General features: G+C 38.5%; 13 protein-coding genes and 2 tRNA genes. 7 read left to right on the forward strand and 8 right to left on the reverse strand.

The features are described 5' to 3' along the window. Nucleotide 1: 1 nt before the first annotated feature. The 4 genes from ACK1JC_RS15535 to ACK1JC_RS15550 form a co-directional block, all read right to left on the reverse strand. Nucleotides 2-77: transfer RNA gene (locus ACK1JC_RS15535), tRNA-Lys, on the reverse strand. 124 nt (nt 78-201) lie between these two features. Then, nucleotides 202-277: transfer RNA gene (locus ACK1JC_RS15540), tRNA-Lys, on the reverse strand. Between the two features lie 186 nt (nt 278-463). Continuing rightward, nucleotides 464-2,305: a long-chain-acyl-CoA synthetase gene (locus tag ACK1JC_RS15545; RefSeq protein ID WP_409512778.1), complete on the reverse strand. Its 1,842-nt coding sequence runs from the start codon at nt 2,303-2,305 to the stop codon at nt 464-466. 215 nt (nt 2,306-2,520) lie between these two features. Beyond that, nucleotides 2,521-6,006 (reverse strand): Rne/Rng family ribonuclease, encoded by a 3,486-nt coding sequence (locus ACK1JC_RS15550; RefSeq protein WP_409512779.1) that lies wholly within the window; start codon nt 6,004-6,006, stop codon nt 2,521-2,523. An 803-nt stretch (nt 6,007-6,809) separates the two neighbouring features. Between ACK1JC_RS15550 and ACK1JC_RS15555 the strand changes: the two genes are divergently transcribed. From ACK1JC_RS15555 to dmpG, 5 genes are all read left to right on the forward strand, one after another. Continuing rightward, nucleotides 6,810-7,772 (forward strand): RluA family pseudouridine synthase, encoded by a 963-nt coding sequence (locus ACK1JC_RS15555; RefSeq protein ID WP_409512780.1) that lies wholly within the window; start codon nt 6,810-6,812, stop codon nt 7,770-7,772. Nucleotides 7,773-7,897: 125 nt separating this feature from the next. After that, complete coding sequence (locus ACK1JC_RS15560) at nt 7,898-8,566, forward strand: HAD-IA family hydrolase (protein ID WP_409512781.1); 669 nt, start codon at nt 7,898-7,900, stop codon at nt 8,564-8,566. 532 nt (nt 8,567-9,098) lie between these two features. Next, the gene (gene mhpD, locus ACK1JC_RS15565; protein ID WP_409512782.1) at nt 9,099-9,908 is read left to right on the forward strand and encodes a 2-keto-4-pentenoate hydratase; all 810 of its coding nucleotides are present in this window, start codon (nt 9,099-9,101) and stop codon (nt 9,906-9,908) included. 112 nt (nt 9,909-10,020) lie between these two features. Then, on the forward strand, nt 10,021-10,923 hold the full coding sequence (locus tag ACK1JC_RS15570; RefSeq protein WP_409512783.1) for an acetaldehyde dehydrogenase (acetylating): 903 nt from the start codon (nt 10,021-10,023) through the stop codon (nt 10,921-10,923). A gap of 11 nt (nt 10,924-10,934) precedes the next feature. Continuing rightward, on the forward strand, nt 10,935-11,954 hold the full coding sequence (dmpG, locus tag ACK1JC_RS15575; RefSeq protein ID WP_409512784.1) for a 4-hydroxy-2-oxovalerate aldolase: 1,020 nt from the start codon (nt 10,935-10,937) through the stop codon (nt 11,952-11,954). An 83-nt stretch (nt 11,955-12,037) separates the two neighbouring features. Here dmpG and ACK1JC_RS15580 read toward each other — a convergent pair whose 3' ends face one another. Together ACK1JC_RS15580 and ACK1JC_RS15585 are read right to left on the reverse strand one after the other, a co-directional pair. Continuing rightward, nucleotides 12,038-13,222 (reverse strand): porin, encoded by a 1,185-nt coding sequence (locus tag ACK1JC_RS15580; protein ID WP_409512785.1) that lies wholly within the window; start codon nt 13,220-13,222, stop codon nt 12,038-12,040. A gap of 144 nt (nt 13,223-13,366) precedes the next feature. After that, on the reverse strand, nt 13,367-14,713 hold the full coding sequence (locus ACK1JC_RS15585) for an amidohydrolase (protein WP_409512786.1): 1,347 nt from the start codon (nt 14,711-14,713) through the stop codon (nt 13,367-13,369). A gap of 655 nt (nt 14,714-15,368) precedes the next feature. Here ACK1JC_RS15585 and ACK1JC_RS15590 point away from each other — a divergent pair. Both ACK1JC_RS15590 and ACK1JC_RS15595 read left to right on the forward strand, forming a co-directional pair. Further along, nucleotides 15,369-16,661 (forward strand): OprD family outer membrane porin, encoded by a 1,293-nt coding sequence (locus tag ACK1JC_RS15590; RefSeq protein WP_409512787.1) that lies wholly within the window; start codon nt 15,369-15,371, stop codon nt 16,659-16,661. 235 nt (nt 16,662-16,896) lie between these two features. Next, nucleotides 16,897-17,754 carry an alpha/beta fold hydrolase gene (locus tag ACK1JC_RS15595; protein ID WP_409512788.1) on the forward strand — a complete coding sequence of 286 codons (858 nt, stop codon included), beginning with the start codon at nt 16,897-16,899 and terminating at the stop codon, nt 17,752-17,754. Nucleotides 17,755-18,060: 306 nt separating this feature from the next. Here the strand turns inward: ACK1JC_RS15595 and ACK1JC_RS15600 are convergent, their stop codons facing one another. Beyond that, entirely contained in the window at nt 18,061-18,732 is a 672-nt protein-coding gene (locus ACK1JC_RS15600) for a DUF1345 domain-containing protein (protein ID WP_409512789.1), read from the reverse strand. Between the two features lie 285 nt (nt 18,733-19,017). Continuing rightward, complete coding sequence (gene hcaR / locus ACK1JC_RS15605; protein WP_409512790.1) at nt 19,018-19,923, reverse strand: DNA-binding transcriptional regulator HcaR; 906 nt, start codon at nt 19,921-19,923, stop codon at nt 19,018-19,020. Nucleotides 19,924-20,200: the final 277 nt, after the last annotated feature.

The raw sequence follows: 20,200 nt of genomic DNA on the forward strand, positions 1-20,200 counted from the left end.
ATGGTGGGTCGTCCGCGATTCGAACGCGGGACCAACGGATTAAAAGTCCGCTGCTCTACCAGCTGAGCTAACGACCCTGAGTGAATTTTAGAATGAAATTCTAAATTTCTTGTAAGACTAGCGAAATGCAATTCTTACAAAAATTAGATGATATCTTTTTAGATATATCTAATTACTTTTCAGGAAAATCTGGAAAGATGATGGTGGGTCGTCCGCGATTCGAACGCGGGACCAACGGATTAAAAGTCCGCTGCTCTACCAGCTGAGCTAACGACCCTGAGCAAACATTTAGATGAAATCTTAATGTTTAGTGCAAGAATTTTGTTCTAGCACCACTGCATTTGATGGAGCGTATTGTAGCAAGATCTCCATTGAGCGCAAGTAAAAAATTCAAAAGTTGTTGGTGTTTGCTTATAAATACAACAACTTTTGTTTTTTTACTCAAAAAATAAGCGCTATTGGGTTAGAAACGATACTTGTAAGCTGCAATATTGGCTTGGATTTCAGTAGTCAGGTCGGTATATGCTGTGGCTGAAGGCAATAGCACAAGTAGTTGGTCCGAAGTTTGATTTAAATCATAGCCTTGATCTTTCAGCTTGTTTTTTTGATATTTGAATGTACCAGTGGTTTCAACGGTTTGTTGTATACGTAAAAACACAGGGACAGCATAAGCAGGAAGATTTTTTTTGAATTCTTGAACCATGTCAGTTAAATCTTGCTCGCAGAGTGTCATGCCATCAAGTAGGGTAATGGCTGCCATGCCTGCACGACCATTGGTTTCAGGAATTTCGACACCATAAACGACTGCTTCTGCAATTTTAGGATATTCACTGACAATATTTTCGACTTCTGTAGTTGAAACATTCTCACCTTTCCAACGGAAAGTATCGCCTAATCGATCGACAAATTGTGCATGACGGAAACCAATATCACGGACTAAGTCACCCGTAATAAAGTACGAATCTCCTTTTTTAAAGACATCTTTCATAATTACAGATTTGTTTTTTTCAGGATCGGTGTAACCATCGAAAGGAGAGCGACTGGTAATTTTACCAATCAATAAACCGACTTCACCTTTGCTGACTTTTTTACAAAAGCCTTTTGCATCATGAATGGCTTCATTTTTTTCTTTATCGAATTGAATAATGGCATACGGTGTTGGAGAAAAGCCCACGGTATTGTCAAAGTTAAAGATATTACTAAAACCGACATTACCTTCACTTGATGCATAAAGTTCTAAAATTTCCTCTACACCAAAACGCTCTTTAAATTTGCTCCAAATGTTTGGACGCATACCATTACCAATCATTTTGGTTACACGATGTGAATGATCAAGTTCTGAAATAGGTGCATCCATCAGATAACGGCATAGCTCACCGACATAACCAATTGCAGAAGCATTATATTTTTTAACATCGGGCCAAAACTGTGAAGTGGAGTACTTACGGCGAATTGCAAGTGCTGAACTCCCTGCAATCACACCACACCAACACACCACCATACCTGTAGCATGATAAAGCGGTAGAGTGCAGTACATTACATCATCTTCTTTTAAGTTGAGAATGTGACCATACGTGCCGTAAGCGAGTGTCCAACGACTGTTGGTAAAGATTACGGCTTTTGGTAAGCCTGTTGTACCTGATGTGTAAATGTAGAATAAACCATCTGAACCTTGGACTTTATGTGTTGTCGGTACATTAAATTTTGGAAATTGATCCACAATTTCAGCAAGATTTTGGAAGCCGTTAGGTGCTGTACCTTTGTCTTGTTGTGTGGGTTGATCTGCAAACCAATAAAAACGATTAGGAGGAATGTTTAAATCTTGACGAATTTCATCAACAGCTTCACGGCATTCATCACCGATAATAAGGGCCACAGGATTAACAAGGTTGATGCTATGTGACAAAACTTTGCCTATTTGTGATGTATTCACAAGCGCAGAAGTTACCCCAATTTTAGCAAGAGCAATGACCGTTGCAATAAGTTCGGCACGGTTTTCAATAATGACAGTGACAACATCACCTTTATTTAACCCAATAGATAGGTAATAGTGTGCAATTTGGTTTGCCCAACCATTTAAGTCTTGGTAGCTATAGCGCTGCTCTTCAAAGAGTAATGCATCACCGTAAGGATTACGTTTAACTGCACGTTCAAATGCCAATCCTAAACCTGTGGGCGTTTTTGCAGTGCGAATATAAGCTTGTGACAAACCTGTAAGTAAATGAGGTACTTTGTGGAGAAATTTTGGTAGATGTGAAACAACATCAGAGATGCTGATTAAGTCATTTTGTGGTGTCTGGCTCATAGAAATCCTGTTATTTTTCGTAATCCAATCATGCCGATTTGAAGCAAAATATTTGCGCTTTTATACATCTGTCTTTTTATAGGTTAAAAACTAGTGCAATCAACCTAATTTAATAAAAAGGTTAAAAATATCCTTAAAATAACAAAAAAAACCAGTCATCGGAATGACTGGTTTTTTTTATTTTATCGCATTTGTGCAATTGATCTAAAGATCAATCACTCCGCGACTGGTGTTTTCTTTGGTGGACGACCACGTGGGCGACGTGGGCGAACAGGTTTTTCATCATCCACCTTATCTGTTGTTTCGCTAGATGTGTCTGTTTGTGCTTCATCTGTACTGACGGCTTGCTTAGTAATCGATTCAGTTAGAGCAATTCCAGTTGATTCAGTCGGTGTAACGGCTGAATCAATCGTAACAGTTTCTTCTTCAGTAGGAGCAGTATCTATGATTGCTTTCACGGTAGATTCTTCTGCTTGAACAGTTTCAGCTTGGGCAGTTTCTGTTACAGGAGCATCAGCAATAACAACATCTTCAGCTACTGTTTCGGTTACTTCAACGCTTGGTTGAGCCACTTCTTCAATGTGAGCATGCTTTGCTTGTTCGTGTGCTTGCTCAGCTGCTTGTTTTGCTAAACGACGACGTTCACGAGGATCATTTGCTACACGTGTATCAGACACAGCTTTTGGCGGTGTTAGATCAAGCATAGGTGCAGGTTCTGCCTCAACTTTGACTTGAGTCACAACAGCATCACGAGTAACAGGCTTTTTCTCTACTTCGACTTCAACAGTTTCAGCCGTTAAGTTTGCTGCAAACTCTTCTGTGAATTTAAGCAAAGCACGGTTAAATGTTGGAATTAAACCAAACTGTTCAATCAGAACGGCACAATCGTTACCATAAACATGGCGGATTAAGCTACCAATCGTGTACTGACCTAAAGTTGGAACTTGTGAAGGGTTTAACTTTGGTGCAGCAGCTTTGGTTTTTGCGACTTCACGTTGCTGACGACGACGTTGACGTGGATCATTGCTCGCACGAATGTCTGTAGAACGTGATTTCTCTTGTTTAGTTGTTGCAGGTGTACGTGGTACTTCTGCTTCAACGATAACTTCAGCAACGGTTGCAACAACTTCAGCCGTTACGATAGGTTGAGCTTGGACTTGCGCTGCTACTTTAACGTGCTGTGGTGCTAATGCAACAATTTCACTACGTTCATTATCAACATTAACGACCATTGCAGTTTTCATGTTGTCATGACGTGGTGCATCAACAAGGTCGACTTTTACCTGCGCTAGTTGTGGTGCAACTTTTTCTACTGCTTGTGCAACAGGGGCATTACTTTGACTTTGCTGATCTTCATTGAAGACATTTGGGTCACGGTGACGGTTTGGTCGGTTTGGACGTTGTTGATTGTTACGGTCACGGCGCGGAACAGATTGTTGTTCAACAGGAGCATCAAACTGTTGTTCACGATCTTGTTGCTGACGCTCATGACGTGATTTTGGGTTTGGACGCTTTTGTTGTTCACGTGGTTCTTGGCGTTGCTCGTGACGCTGTTCCTGACGAGGTGTTTGTACAACTTCCTCAATCACCTGATGATGTTGTTCAGGTGCTTGCTCACGAACTTCTTTTTGTTTGTGATTTGGATTGTTGCGTTTTTTGTTGTTACGCTGAGGTTTGTCATCACGTTCTACTGATTTTTCATAAGATTTTTCAGTGTAGTGATGTTGCTGATTGTCTTGTGCACGAGCAGGAGACAAATAAGCATTGGTTTCAGCAACAGGAGCAGTCTCTACAACAGCAGGAGTTGCAACAGGTGTATTGACGGTTGTGTTGGTATTGACCTGACCAAACTGACCACGGCTCACAGCACCGCCATTGATCATTTGCTCAATTGCTGCTGCTGCATTGTTTGCCGTACGTGACTGATCTACAGTGCGCGCTTGTTTTTGTACAAACAAATTTTCTAACCAAGCACATGGGCTTGATGATGCAACTTCTGCTTGTGCTTGAACATTTTGCTGACGCTGTTGTTGAACACGTTGTTGTGATTGCTGAGCATTTTGTTGTTGAACGGGTTGCTGTGCAGTCGGTTTTCTTTGTGATTTATTGTTATTGCTTTGAACAGGAGCTGCTGTATGAACATGCTCTTCTTCTAAGTGCCACTCAGATGACTCATAACCCAGCTCTTTTTCACTTAAGCGTGTTGCTTCAGTACGCTCATAGCTTGTTGGTGCAAAGCCTTCAGGATTATATGAAATTTCGTAATGTGGCGTTTCTAAATGTGGATGTGGCAATACAGTGACACGTACACCCGAAGTTTGTTCTAAATAAACAAGGCTGTGACGCTTTTCATTCAATAAGAATGCAGCAATTTCAACAGGGACTTGAATTTGAACTTCACCGTGACGTTCACGTAATGCAATCTCTTCGACCTTACGCATAATGGATAAAGATAAAGAACGTAAGTCACGAACCATACCCGTGCCATGACAACGAGGGCATACATAACCCGTTGCCTCTTCAAGAGAAGGGCGTAGGCGTTGACGACTCATTTCCATTAAGCCAAAACGAGACAATTGTCCGAATTGGATACGAGCGCGGTCACTTTGTGTTGCTTCACGAAGTTTGGCTTCAACCATACGTTGGTTGCGCTCTTTGGTCATATCAATAAAGTCGATCACCACAAGACCGCCAATATCACGTAAACGTAATTGACGCGCAATTTCTTCGGCTGCTTCAAGGTTCGTGTTTAATGCTGTTTCTTCAACATCATGACCACGAGTTGATTTTGCAGAGTTAATATCAATTGAAACCAATGCTTCAGTTTGATCAATCACAATCGAACCACCAGCAGGAAGTTTAACTTCACGCTCGTAGGCTGTCTGAATTTGGCTTTCAATACCGAAATGTGCAAATAATGGTTCGTTTAATGTATATGTTTTTAACTTGTCTAACTGATTTGGCATAACCGCTTTAACGAAGTTATACGCTTCACCAAATGCTTGTTCATTATCAATTAGGATTTCAGCAACATCATCACGTAAATAATCACGAATTGCACGTGTTACCACGCCCGCTTCTTGATGAACCAACATTGGCGATGGACCTGATGTTGCCGTATTTTGAATTTGTGCCCACAGATCAAGTAAGTGTTGCAAATCTAATTGCAATTCTTCTTGGCTGCGACCAATACCTGCAGTACGTACAATCACGCTCATACCACGAGGTGTATTGAGCGATGCAAGCATATTTTTCAATTCTTCACGTACAGAACCTGAAATTTGACGACTAATACCGCCACCTTTCGGGTTGTTTGGCATAAGAACCAAATAACGACCAGCAAGTGAAATATAAGTTGAAAGTGCAGCGCCTTTATTACCACGTTCTTCTTTTTCAACTTGAACCAACAGCTCTGTACCTTCCGTGATGAGTTCACGAATGTTGCTTGTTTGGCGAGGATCGGCTTTGTAGTAAGTATTGGCAATTTCACGCATCGATAGGAAGCCCTGACGACCTGCGCCATATTCTACGAATACAGCTTCAAGCGAGGGTTCAACGCGAGTCACATGACCTTTGTAAATATTGGCTTTCTTTTGTTCACGCGTACGATTTTCTAAATCGAAATCATATAGACGGTGACCAGTAACGAGTGCAACGCGAACTTCTTCGGCATGTGTTGCATTGATCAGCATACGTTTCATGGGTGTAACACCTAATAGTGTAGTGATTCACACCGACAAATCGCTATTTTAAGTGAAGCGAACATCTACAATTTGGGTGGATCAACACTTAAATCATAGAAACATCCTTGATGATTTAAGGTTACAACCAACTTGTTGTATTTTTAGATACTTAAGTTGGTTTTGATACCGATCTATCTTGCTTGATGCTGCGTTACTTCTTTAATCTTTGCACAATTAAAGTTTTGAGTTTTTCACTGGTACTTGAAGTGGTGCATTGGATGACTGAATGTAGTCGTCTTTCCACTGTCACATTGCTCGAAGAGCGTCTCTATTTGGAGAGCGTCTTGATACGGAATTATCATCGTATCTTTACAAAATGTGCAGTTCCAATGCCTCAATCACTTATGTCCTGAATAACACTCTAAAGAAAGCAACTTGTCTGATGTGTTTCAGTTTATGTTTAAAACCAATCGCTGGACTATGACCAGTTTGGCGACATATATTTTTAAACAAACTGATTTTTGTACTTTAAATACAATTAAACGCAACAGTTTGTCTTTTTGCCGATATAATAAAGCCTTCGGCGTCGGCATATTCTTTTGGGACCTTTCCGTATCTGTCGTGAATTTTATACTGTGTGCGACATTCTCATTTTTTGAAAAAGATCACACTAAATTTCACTTACGGTGGTATCCGTGCGCTGACTATAGCAAACCTTGAATCATCTGCCTATGGGCTAGAGGCTTATTTTGTATGAAAAGTATAGTCTAAATGATCAGTTTTTAATCAAAATTTCGTTTTTTATTGGATCTCCTAACTGTATGAATTCTACGCAAGAATGGCAAAATGTAACTTGGTTTGAAGTTGACGAGTATCAAGAAGGTCAACGGATTGATAATTTCTTATTTTCTCGCCTTAAGGGTGTGCCAAAAAGCCGCATTTATCGCTTAATTCGTGAAGGACAAGTACGGGTCAATAAGAAACGTGTTAAAGCTGAAAGCAAACTTGCAATTGGCGATCAAATTCGTGTTGCACCAATTTTCTTTGAACAGAAAGAAGATGCTGCACCTGTATCTGATAAAGTTGCACAAAGTTTGCTTACTCGTGTCGTGTATGAAGATGAAGGTTTATTAGTTGTCAATAAACCTTCAGGTATTGCCGTACATGGCGGTAGTGGCGTGGCGTATGGTCTAATTGAAGGCTTACGTGCGGCAACAGGTAAAAAGTATTTAGAGCTGATTCATCGTATTGACCGTGATACATCTGGTTTGGTCATGATTTCTAAAAAGCGTAGTACTTTGAAAACGCTACAAGATTTTTTACGTGAACATAAAATTAAAAAAACCTATGCAGCGATTACTAAAGGTCAGGTGAGTTTAGATCGTCAATTGATTGATCAACCATTGCATCGTTATGAATTATCAAATGGCGAACGCCGTGTACGTGTATCGACAGAAGGTAAAGAGTCGAAAACACAGTGGAATGTACAAGAACGTTTTATGCATGCAACACTTGTGTATGCATCACCACTTTCAGGTCGTACCCATCAAATTCGTGTACATGGCTTGAGCATTGGTCATCCACTTATTGGTGATGATAAATATGGTCATGAAACAGAATATCGTGGACCAAAAGCACGCCGTTTATGTCTACATGCAATGCGTTTAGAAATTCCAGGTTATCCTGTGATTGAAGCACCGATGCCTGAAGATATGCAAAGTCTAATCGCTCAGCTCCGTGCGCAGAAAAAAGACAAAGAAACACCGACAAATTTGGATGAATGAAAAATTTAAATGAGTCACTGTGTCATTATTATTTTAAATCTCTCTTAATCCCTCTTTTTTTTAAAGAGGGAAATGCTCTTAGATCAAAGAGAAGATTATCAGTTGAATCAAATATTGGAGTCATCATGCAAAAACCTGTGGAACTGATTATTTTTGACTGGGATGGAACACTATTTGACTCAGTTGGACAAATTGTGGCGAGCTTAATGTTTGCTGCAAAACAGTTTGATCAACCACTGACAGAAGCAGATGCTAAAAGTATCATAGGTTTAGGTTTACCTGAGGTGGCGCAAGTTTTATTTCCTCAAGTGCCTGAGCTACATGCTGATATTCTAAAATGTTATGGCGATCATTATGTTGTAAATTCTACAGATGATCGTTGGTTTGATGGTGTAGCTGAAATGTTGCAGGACTTAAAAAGTCAAAATGTAAAATTGGCAGTCGCAACCGGTAAAAGCCGCCGTGGTCTTGATCGTGTTTTAACGCAAACACAAAGTCAGGATTTATTTGAAATTACTCGTGCTGCAAGTGAAACCAAGTCAAAACCTGATCCGCTGATGTTAGCTGAAATTTTACAATTTACAGGTGTAAAAGCTGAACATGCGATTATGGTTGGTGATACTTCTTATGATTTAGAAATGGCTCAGAATATTGCGATGCCTCGTGTGGGTGTGAATTATGGCGTGCATACGCCCGCAGTTTTACAGTCATTTCATCCATTAGCCGTTGTAGCTGATGTCGCTACTTTACATCAATTTTTAAATGCACAAATACGCATGAAAGAGGCAATCTAAGTTTCCGATTTTATGTGTATTTAAAATAAAATATATTTTGAATGAATCAGTGCCGTATTGGAAAGTTTTAACTTTTAAATACGGCTTTTTTTTGCATATTTTTCGGTGTTATTTATATTCGTCATCAATCAAATGCTATGTGAGTTTTTACAGATTGAGGATGTTTTAAAATTCACCTTATTAGCATTTAGTCGTAGATGCTATTTTTTTCAAAAAGGATAAATAATGAATATTGAATACTTAAATTACTTTTGTTATTGATTTTTAAAGCATGTTTGTTTCAGTCTAAACGGTAGACAAGATTTATAGGTTCTAACTATTGTCATAAATAAAATAAGTATTGGCACAAAAACAGCAATTTCTCGATGCTTAAACTGTTTATAAAAGTACACGTTTTAAAATATGAAGTGGTTAGATGTGGGTAAACTGCATAGATGATCTGCACCATATTTACGTCAAATTTCACATGTTATATGTAGAAATTCAGCCCTCTAAAACGTGACTGACCCATTTTGCAGTTTAAGGAAACATGATGTCGAATTCTGCTGTTGTTGAAACAAGTGTTGAAGTGGTTGCTTTGGCTTTAAGAGAAGCTGAATTGTCAAAAAATGCGATTGCACCTGTGCGCCCACAATTGGGTCGTGAAAGTGCAGATGTGGATATTGCTTATGCTGTGCAAGAAGTAAATACACAACGTGCGTTAGCTGAAGGTCGTCGTTTAGTGGGTCGTAAAATTGGTTTAACGTCAGTTGCGGTACAAAAGCAATTGGGTGTGGACTCTCCTGATTTTGGTATGTTATTTGCTGACATGTCGTATGGCGATGGCGAAGCGATTCCGACAGGATTACTGATTCAGCCAAAAGTTGAAGCTGAAATTGCTTTGGTTATCAATAAAGATTTAACGCAAGAAAAACACACTTACGCAGATATTATCAGTGCAACTGAATATGCATTGCCTGCTGTAGAAGTAGTCGATAGCCGTATTGAAAATTGGAAAATTTCATTGATTGATACCGTTGCAGATAACGCATCTTCTGCAGCTTATGTTTTGGGTTCACGTCCTGTGAAACTTGAAGATCTTGACCTTGTAAATTGCAAAATGACTATGACTTGTCGTGGGGAAGTGGTTTCTCAAGGTATCGGTAAAGCATGTTTATCAAATCCACTCAATGCTGCTGTATGGCTTGCCGATGAGATGGTACGCCGTGGTCGTCCATTACTTGCAGGTGACATCATTTTAACAGGTGCGCTTGGGCCAATGGTTGTTGCCAATGCCGGTGATGAATTCCTTGTTGAAATTGAAGGTTTTGGTTCAGTAACTGCGGCATTCGCTGCGGAATAAGATTTTACATCGACAGTATGAATTCATTAAAACTGACTACATTTTCAATTAAAAAGAAAAGTAAGAGTTTTTGAGTGCTGTCTGATCACGCTATTTTGAAGAGATATCGTTCATGAAAAAAATTAAATGTGCCTTGATTGGTCCAGGTAATATCGGTACAGATTTACTTTATAAATTACAACGCAGTGAATGGTTGGAGCCAGTATGGATGGTGGGTATTGATCCAACATCGGAAGGTTTGGCTCGTGCTGAAAAAATGGGTATTAAAACCACAAGTGATGGTGTTGATGGGTTACTTCCTCACGTTCTAGAAGATGAAATCAAAATTGCTTTTGATGCAACATCTGCCTATGTGCATGCTGAAAACAGTCGTAAGTTAAATGAACTTGGCGTGTTGATGATCGACTTAACACCTGCTGCAATCGGTCCATTTTGTGTACCTCCAGTCAATCTTGAAGCCTTGCTTGAAGCAGGCGAAGTACCGAATGTGAATATGGTGACATGTGGTGGTCAAGCAACAATTCCAATGGTTGCTGCTATTTCACGTGTTCAGTCTGTGAACTATGGCGAAATTATTGCCACTGTATCGACAAAATCTGTTGGACCAGGGACACGTAAAAATATTGATGAATTTACTCGTACCACGGCGGGTGCAATTGAGCAGGTTGGCGGTGCGAAAGCAGGTAAAGCGATCATTATCATTAACCCTGCTGAGCCCCCACTCATGATGCGTGACACCGTACATTGCTTAGTTGAAGGTGAGCCTGATCAGGCTGCAATTACTGAATCTGTGCATGCCATGATTAAGGACGTTCAAAAATATGTTCCAGGTTATAAACTTGTAAATGGTCCTATATTTGATGGTAACCGCGTTTCAATCTTCTTAGAAGTAGAAGGTTTGGGTGATTATTTACCTAAATATGCAGGGAACTTGGACATTATGACGGCAGCTGCTGCACGTACTGCTGAAATGTTTGCTGAACGTCTCATTGCGAATCAAACCACTGAAGCTTAAGGATGAATACTATGTCTAAAATTATTATTAATGATATGACACTGCGTGACGGTATGCATCCGCAGCGTCATCAAACCTCTATTGAGCAAATGATTGCCATTTCAACTGCACTTGATGATGCTGGAGTCCCACTGATTGAAGTGACACATGGTGATGGTCTTGGTGGAAATTCAGTAAATTACGGTTTTGCTGCTGCAACGGACGAAGAGTATTTATCTGCTGTTGTGCCGTTGATGAAAAATGCCAAAGTCACTGCATTGTTACTTCCTGGAATTGGTACGGTTGATCATTTGCATATGGCGCATGAAATTGGTGTTTCTACCATTCGTGTGGCTACACATTCAACAGAAGCAGATTGTTCAGAACAGCATATTACTGCTGCTCGTAAGTTGGGTATGGATACTGTAGGCTTTTTGATGATGGCGCATATGGCATCTCCTGAGCATCTTCTAGAAGAAGCGAAAAAGATGGTATCTTATGGAGCAAACTGTATTTATGTAACGGATTCTGCTGGTTATATGTTGCCAAATGATGTCACAGATCGTATTGATACTTTACGTCAAAGTTTAGATTCAAATATAGAAATTGGTTTCCATGGTCATCATAATTTAGGTATGGGTGTGGCAAATTCTGTTGCAGCTGTAAATGCAGGTGCAATACGTATTGACTTGGCATCTGCTGGTCTTGGCGCAGGCGCAGGCAATACACCGCTTGAATTGTTTGTCGCTGTTGCTAACCGTATGCAAATGGAAACTGGCATCGACTTGTTTAAAGTACAAGACATTGCAGAAGACCTTGTTATTCCAATGATGCACAATCCAATTCGTGCAGACCGAGATGCAGCAACGTTAGGCTATGCGGGTGTTTATTCATCTTTCTTATTGTTTGCAAAACGCGCTGAAGCAAAATATGGTGTATCTGCACGTGATATTTTGATGGAGTTAGGGCGTCGTGGTACGGTGGGTGGTCAGGAAGATATGATTGAAGATTTAGCATTGACTATGTCTAAAGCCAAAGAAGCGCATGCTTAAGTCGGATTAATGAAATAAGTACAGGAAATTTATCCTGTACTTATTTTTATGGATTAGACAAATAGAATATTAAAAATCAGATTTTAGAAAAAATACCCAATTGAAAAGGCAAACATTTTATTGGTGTCTTGATTGTCACCTTGAGCGAGTGAAGTGCTACTGCCACCAACAGCAGGGTCATTTTTACTAATGATATATTCTGCTTGAACACCAATATCTTTATAGAAGAAATACACACCGGCATTGAGTCGCTCTGAATCAAGATATCCTTGCTGATCTTTATAGTATTTGCCATAAGAGAGATAAGGTTTAATTTCAGGAACATTTTCAAAAGGTTGTTTGATCGAGTAATTGATTTCGTTCAACATAAATTTGCCATCATTGGCAACTTGATAAGAAAAATCGCGAGCACCTAATGTCGAATCATTTGGACGCAATGCATCTGCATTGTCTACTTTTTGCTTTCCTGCGATAATCAACCACTGCCAGTTTTGATAATCCGTTGTGGCAAAAGCATTCCAAGAGTCTCGTTTGCCTGTTTCACCACTGATTCGATTGTCTAGGTCAGAGTGTAAATATGATGCACCAACTTCAGTTTTAAAGTTCTTTTCTGCATCAATTTTAAATGTTTTAGCAAAGCGTGTTGCCCAGATATTTTCTTCTTCAATATGTGTCCCGTTTTCAATATCATCAGCTTCGACATAACTCACGCCATATCGGCTTGAGTCTTTACTTACACCTTTAAAATTACCACCATCTTTAGGATAAAAACCAAGTGTAAATGCGTAGTCATTTTGATTTAAGTTATATTTAATACCGACGTTTTCTACGCCTTCAAAACCCATTGATGAGAACAGTGAGCCATAGTTGGTGTTACCCCAGTATCGACCAAAACCGAACTCAACATCTTGTTGACCTGCTGAAATACGGCTATGTTCATTGAGTTTATAGCCTAACCAAGCATCACGGATAAAGACTGCATCACATAAACGATCATATTGGTAGCAACGAGCTTCGAAAGAGGCAAGCCAATTGGGATTTTCATAATTTAGCATCAGTTTAATATCGAGGAATTTGAATTGTCCATTGGTCGAACCTTCGCTCATATCATCAGCAAAATCTTTGTAAACATAAGCACCACGAACAGCACCGCCAATATTTAGACTACCGATATCCGTTTTTGAGTCACCTATATTGATCGTTCCTGCGTGTGCAGAACCTATACCGATGAGTGCAGAAAGTGCAAGAAGGGTAAAAAAATTATTCATCTTAATAAGTCCTTGTTTAAGATGGAGGTATTAATGACTGCTGCAAAAATGCAGGCAGAGTACAAGCACTCAATACAAAAAATGATGTATTGAGGCTGTACGAAATGATTAGATTAAATTTGAAACAAGAGGGGTTTTATCGGCTCAATGTTGTGGCACTTTCCATGCGCTTTGTACTTGTTGAGCAATTGCAGGATAGTTCATTACGAAACGAACATGCGTTTCTACGCCAGTTTTTAAAGTTGCATCATCAACAATGAATTCAGAGCTGTGATTTGGTGCCGCTTTTGCCATATCTTGGTTGTCAGGCGTTGCACCAAGGAAAACAAATAGAGATGGCATTAATGTCCCATAATAGGCAAAGTCCTCGCTTGGGCTAGCATTGTTATCCATAAGATGTAATTGAGATTTGCCGACCACCATTTCAAGTGCTGGCGCTATGAGTTCGGTTAATGTTTTATTGTTACTGGTGACAGGCGCATAAGATGAAATTTCAACATTTGCTGTGACATTATTCGCAAGAGCAGTAGATTTCACCATTTCTGGGAGTTTTTTCAATATATTCTGGCGGATGTCTTCATGATTAGTACGGATAGTCCCTGCCATCGATACTTCTTCGGGAATAACATTGCTTACTGTCCCACCTGCAATTTTACCTACACTGACAACGCCCATACCTTTAGTTAAGTTTGAATGGCGACTGATCAGCGTTTGTAGGTTATTAATCACTTGAGCCGATGCCACGATTGGATCTGTACCTGCCCATGGCATAGATGCATGAACTTGTTGCCCTGTTAATTTAATACGGAATTCATCTGCACTATTTAAAATCGCACCACTTTTATAAAAAAGATTGCCAGTTGGCATACCAGAAATCACATGCATTCCGAAAATAACTTCAGGTTTGTTCTGTTTAAATGCACCATCGGCAATCATTTTACGAGAACCAATTTGGTCACCTTGGGTAAAATTATCGATGTCTGCTGCGCCTTCTTCAGCAGGTTGGAAAACAAAAACAACAGTACCCGCAAGTTTCTCTTTATTTTCAGCTAGAACTTTAGCAGCACTGAGTAACATTGCTGTATGCGTGTCATGACCGCAGGCATGCATCACAGGTTCTTGCTTTCCTTGGTAAAGCGCTTTTTCTTTACTCGCAAAACTTAGTCCAGTTTTTTCCTGTACAGGTAATGCATCCATATCTGCACGAAGTGCCATGACAGGGCCAGGTAATGCACCTTTTAAAATACCAATCACACCAGTTTTAGCGAATCCAGTTTTGACTTCAATCCCATACGATTTAAGCTCTTTTTGCACAAGCTTAGAGGTTTTGAATTCCATATTACCAAGTTCAGGATATTGATGAATTTGATGGCGGAGTTGAATAGTCTGGGCTTCAACTTGAGTAGCAGAGTCTTTAATCCAATCTGCTGAACTGACTTGACTCATACCAATAAGTGGTAGTGTTAAAAATAGTGTTTGAATTCCTTTCATAACCTTATTTCCTTTGCATTTTAAACGATGAGAAGGGTAAGGGTTCTTTTTCTTAAATTCAAAAACTTTAAAAGTATATTAATATCTATGTGAAGTATTTGCTAAAGATACAAGAAATCAGAACTTCACTAAAATGCTGGAATTCTTATGCGCTAAAATATTTTTTTTAAAAAAAGGTAATGAATAATTAGATATTGATGATGTTTCAATTCACAAAAAAATGGTTTAAGACAACTTATATATTTGAAAAATTAGGCAGATAAAACACATCTAATGGGACAATTTTTATCTATTTTTAAAGGCTGAAAATCTTAGATATATATTATAAAGCGATGATCTGATATTTGAATTATATCAATTTAATGCTGTGCATAAAAAATGAAAATAATCGCTTAAACTTAAAAGCGATTAATCTAATATTTTTATGTGATATTTATGATTTAAATTATAAAAATAATCTATAAAACAGAAAATTACCTGTGATTTCTGATCGAAGTGTAAAAAACACTTAGTGCTAAAAAGTATAAGCATTTATACAACAATAAATACTGGGTTGTATTGGGGGAAAATATTAATACTCTAGTCTGATTTTTTCAATTGAGTGAGTTCAGCATGATGTATACATCACTTAAACTGATGATTGGAAAATTTAGTCATGCGTCGTCAAACACTATGGATAGTAATGAGTGCTGTAACAGTTTTTTTAGGGACAACTGCGACTTACGCAGATTTTGTTGACGACAGTCAAGTACAACTTAAATTACGCAACTTCTATTTAGACCGCCAATTAGACCAACCTGATCCTACTAAACCACAAGATTTTGGCAGTTGGTCGCAAGGAATAACACTTGATGCAAAATCAGGTTATGCCAAGATTGGTTCAGTAAACGTTGGTGTTGATGTTTTGGCACAGTATGCATTACGCCTGAGCGGAGATCGTGGCGATAATGATTACGTGATGCCTTACGATTATAATAGCAAAGAGCAAGCTCGTGATAACTTAAAAGTAGGCGCAACGCTAAAAGCGAAGATTAGCCAAACTGAATTGAAAGTCGGTGAGATTTTACCTGTATCACCTGTAGTGCATTTTGACCCATCTCGTCAATTGCTCACGACTTTTGAAGGTGCTTGGTTAGAGTCTAAAGACCTTAAAAATACCAAAGTCACCTTGGGGTATTTAGATGGTATCAATGCACGTTATGAAAACCAAGTGCATGATTTTGGGCTTTGGCCAAATGAACTGAATACTGATAAAGGTAAGGTTCGTGTAGGTGATAGCGAAAGTATGCTTATAGCAGGTGTTGATTATCAAATTACGCCTGAGCTGATAGCGAGCTATTTCTACGCCGATGTAGACAATATTTACCGTCAAAACTATTTAGGTTTTGCATTCAATAAAAAGTTGGATGGGCATAATAAAATAGCCACACACATTCGTTATTTTGATAATCAAAATTCAGGCGATGCAATTTATGGTGAGATTGATAACCAAGCGCTGTCGTTAAAAGGTGCTTGGACATATGACAACCATACGATTGATGTGGGTTATCAGCAAATTTTTGGCGATACGGGTAATGTAAATGCGATGTTCCCAACATTGTCAGGTTGGGTGCCACAGCCTTATTTGGTGAACTGGTCTGTAGCCAGCTTTATTCGTAAGGATGAGCGTTCTTGGAGTTTGGGTTATACCTATGACTTTAAAGATACTGTTGTAAAAGGACTGACTGTGACAGCACGTCATTATGATGGCAGTAATATTCAAAATAATAATGGCACACGAGGCAAAGAACAGGAAGACAACTTAATCGTGAATTATGTTGTTCCTGAAGGGAAGTTGAAAGGCTTAGGTTTTCAGTGGATGTATATTAATGTGAACTATGCAAATGTGCCAGGCTTTGTAGATTTGCAAGAAAATCGAGTAGCAACAACATATAGCTATCGCTTCTAAACGAATAGGTCTGTGATGAATAAACAACGTGTTGAGTATTCAGCACGTTTTTATTTTAAAAATTTAAATAAAACAATAATTTAAATAATCGTTATTTTGTAGTTTCTCATCGTTATTAAGTATCAATTTGCTTGTCATTCACAGGTATATTTATGCTGTTCAATAGGCAATTTGAATCTATCAAAATGTATTTCAATAGATTCATCCCATAGATTAAGCTGTAAAAGGAATAGGTATGAGTACTGTGCAAATCCCAGAATATAAGACTGATGCATTCTTTGGTTTAGAGGATAAATGGATTGAAACTGCTGAAGGTGAATTGACGCACTATCATGAAGTGGGTGAAGGTACACCAATCCTATTTTTACATGGTTCAGGCACTGGTGTTTCTGCGGCGGCAAACTGGTGGTTGAACTTGCCACAAATTGGTGAGCATGCACGCTGTATCGCTATTGACACCATTGGTTATGGTCAAACTGTTGTTGCACCCAATACTGCTTATGGTATCCGTGCTTGGGTTGATCATGCTGTACGTACTTTAGATGCTTTGGGTATCGAAAAAACATGGATTGTAGGCAATTCTTTAGGTGGTTGGTTGGCTTTCCAATTTGCACTTGATTATCCAGACCGTGTTTTGGGTATCGTGTCTATGGGTACAGGCGGTGCGAAACAAACTGCGGCATTGAAAGCACATGCAAATCCTGAGTTAACTGTAGATGGGATTAAAAAGACTTTATCTATGTTCGTTGTAGATAAATCTTTAATCACTGATGAATTAGTTAAAGTACGTTTTGCTTCTGCTGAAAATGACTATGCATCGAATCGTTTGATGGATGTTGTAGGCGCACGTGATCGTGATCGTTTCGAGTTCCCGCTTGATTTTGACAAAATGAAAGACATTACAGTGCCTGTACTTTTAATTCATGGCGTACAAGATGTGGTGATTCCAGTGTCTCGTTCGTGGGATATTTTAAATACTGTGCCACATGCCGATGCACACATTTTCAGTCAGTGTGGTCATTGGTCTCAGGTTGAGAAAGCCGAAGAGTTTAATACTGTGATTAAAGATTATTTAACTGCACGTGGTGTATAAGTATTTTTAATACTTTATAGATGTTGTAGTAAAAGAAGGATGGCGAAAGCTGTCCTTTTTTATTGGTTTGATTAATCCCCCCTGAGTCCTAATGCTGATCAGTTAAGTAAAATGATTCTACAAACCATGTAAATCTCCCCTAACCCCTCTTTGAAAAAGAGGGGAACTTTTCTCAAACTTTATCCGATTTAGTGGAAAGAAACACCCTCCTTTGAAAAAGGAGGGCTGGGGAGGATTTAAAAGGGAGTTTGAGAGGAATTTTAAGGCTTTAACTGATTGGTAGGATAGGCAAGCATTACACTTCACTCAAATAAAACTCGCAGCGACATTAATGCAAATCGCTAAAATTGTAGTGTTAAATCCATATGCCAAAAGGATATGGAGCGTGTTTAAAATTCGCATGGAGCGTGAAGTGATATTGACATCGGCAGTTTGTGCGGAAGTTCCACAAACATAGCTAAAATAGATAAAGTCAGGATATGTTGGTTCAGGTGTTTTAGGGAAATCTAATCCGCCATCTTGATGTTTGGCAACAGCTAAATAAAAGTCATGTGCATAGTGAATGGCAAAAATAGTATGCATAAATAACCATGCACAGATGATTGTGGAAATTGCGAGTACAAGATGTCCTATCTTAATGATGGCAATATCGGGTAAATGTACCAATTCAATCACAATCGCAATAAAACACATGAGTAGTGATAAAATAACGAGAAAAATAATCAACCACTTACTGGCATCTTGTTGCTGAGCACGTTTTAAAATATGTGCATGATTTGCGCTCCACAAGACTTTCATGGTGAGTATGAGATAAACCACCACTGCAATATTCCAACTGATTAAAAGTATAGTTGACCATTGCCAATTTGTACTTATGTTGATGATGCAATATAAAATAGCAATCAACGGAAAACTAATAAAAAAATAGGGACGTGATTGTATAGCTACTTTAAAATGATGAAGCGCATGTATTGTCATAAGAGACATGACCTCATTTTTAATGGTTATATTTAATTACAAATAATCAAATTAGGTTCTGCTCAAATCATTAGACTTAAGTTGTAGTAAGAAAGACATTCTATTTCGATTATAAGTGTGATTTTTCTGTTTAAAAAGAACTCAATTTATAAATTAAGTTCATCAGTGATGAATTATTCAACTAGAATTAAAATTATAAAGTGTGAATAAGTACTCACTTGTTTGTATTCATTATTTATAAAATAAATAATGGGGGATGGAGTGTTGAGAAAATTGTATAAAATTCTAGCCTTCTGTTCGGTTGATATCTAAATAAAATACACGAGTAAGTAGTTCAATAAATTTATCGACTGCTACAGAATTTCGATCTTTACGATAACTTGCATAGAGATCTAAATAGGGTAACTCAACATCAAGTGAACGAATAACAGTATTGTTCATGGTCAGTGGAGCGATATAACCAGGCAGAATTGTACAACCAAGACCCATGCCAATTGAATTGATATTAAATAAAATATTGTCAGCTCTTTGTACAATATTAAACTCAATACTATGCGCTTTTGCAAAATCTAAAATAACATCATGTAAAGTACTTGATTGCTCTTTTGCAGGAATAATAAAGTCAATACCATTGAGGGCTGTAACAGGAATACGCTCATATTTTGCCAAAGGATGGTCTTTAGGCAAAATGAAAATTAATGGCTCACGAAGTACAAATTTACTTTCAATTTCATCGCTATGGAAATTATGTCGGGTAAACGTAATATCCAACTCGCCCTTTTTAATGGCACGCATTTGCTCAACATTATTGAGGCTGAGCAATTCAATTTTAAGGTCAGGATTTTGCACCCGTAAATTCGGTAATACATAAGGAAAGACTTTCATCTCTGCAACAGGTACAAAACCGATTCGCAACATCTTTTGTTTGGCTTTAGACACTTGACGTGCCATTGCGATCGCTTTATCTGCTTGAGCCATTGTTAAGCGAGCTTGCTCAAGAAAGACAGCACCTTCTTCGGTGAGCTCGACTTTACGCTTAGTTCGGTTGAGTAGTCTAACACCAACATCTTCTTCTAAATCTTTAATTTGCTGACTCAAAGAGGGCTGTGCGGTAAAAAGTTTGAGGGCTGCTTTACTGAAATTAAGTTCTTCAGCTACAGTGATGAAATATCGAAGGTGGCGCAATTCCATAGAGTCAATTCCATCGATTGAGTTGCAGGGAGTAATCTAAAAAATGTATCACTCTTATCTCGTCAAAGTATAATCTATAAACAAGTATGGCGTGAAGATGATTGTGCCATTTAGAAAATAAATGAAGTTCTCACTTATGTTTAAAATTTTATATAGAAAATAATGAATGTAGTAATCCATAAAATATCTTAATTGAAACAAAATAAATATTTCCCTAAAGCTCCCCTCAAAAGCGATGATCTGTGCAAAGTTGAGTCAATTTGTTTGTGACCCCACG

It is taken from the genome of Acinetobacter sp. TY2 (genome assembly GCF_046269225.1).
GTDB lineage: Bacteria > Pseudomonadota > Gammaproteobacteria > Pseudomonadales > Moraxellaceae > Acinetobacter.

Coding starts and splice junctions, on each gene's coding strand:
- ACK1JC_RS15590 (WP_409512787.1), top strand. CDS start 15,369: ATGCGTCGTCAAACACTATGGATAGTAATGAGTGCTGTAACAGTTTTT.
- ACK1JC_RS15580 (WP_409512785.1), bottom strand. CDS start 13,222: ATGAATAATTTTTTTACCCTTCTTGCACTTTCTGCACTCATCGGTATA.
- ACK1JC_RS15570 (WP_409512783.1), top strand. CDS start 10,021: ATGAAAAAAATTAAATGTGCCTTGATTGGTCCAGGTAATATCGGTACA.
- ACK1JC_RS15555 (WP_409512780.1), top strand. CDS start 6,810: ATGAATTCTACGCAAGAATGGCAAAATGTAACTTGGTTTGAAGTTGAC.
- mhpD (WP_409512782.1), top strand. CDS start 9,099: ATGTCGAATTCTGCTGTTGTTGAAACAAGTGTTGAAGTGGTTGCTTTG.
- dmpG (WP_409512784.1), top strand. CDS start 10,935: ATGTCTAAAATTATTATTAATGATATGACACTGCGTGACGGTATGCAT.
- ACK1JC_RS15550 (WP_409512779.1), bottom strand. CDS start 6,006: ATGAAACGTATGCTGATCAATGCAACACATGCCGAAGAAGTTCGCGTT.
- ACK1JC_RS15560 (WP_409512781.1), top strand. CDS start 7,898: ATGCAAAAACCTGTGGAACTGATTATTTTTGACTGGGATGGAACACTA.
- ACK1JC_RS15600 (WP_409512789.1), bottom strand. CDS start 18,732: ATGACAATACATGCGCTTCATCATTTTAAAGTAGCTATACAATCACGT.
- ACK1JC_RS15585 (WP_409512786.1), bottom strand. CDS start 14,713: ATGAAAGGAATTCAAACACTATTTTTAACACTACCACTTATTGGTATG.
- hcaR (WP_409512790.1), bottom strand. CDS start 19,923: ATGGAATTGCGCCACCTTCGATATTTCATCACTGTAGCTGAAGAACTT.
- ACK1JC_RS15545 (WP_409512778.1), bottom strand. CDS start 2,305: ATGAGCCAGACACCACAAAATGACTTAATCAGCATCTCTGATGTTGTT.
- ACK1JC_RS15595 (WP_409512788.1), top strand. CDS start 16,897: ATGAGTACTGTGCAAATCCCAGAATATAAGACTGATGCATTCTTTGGT.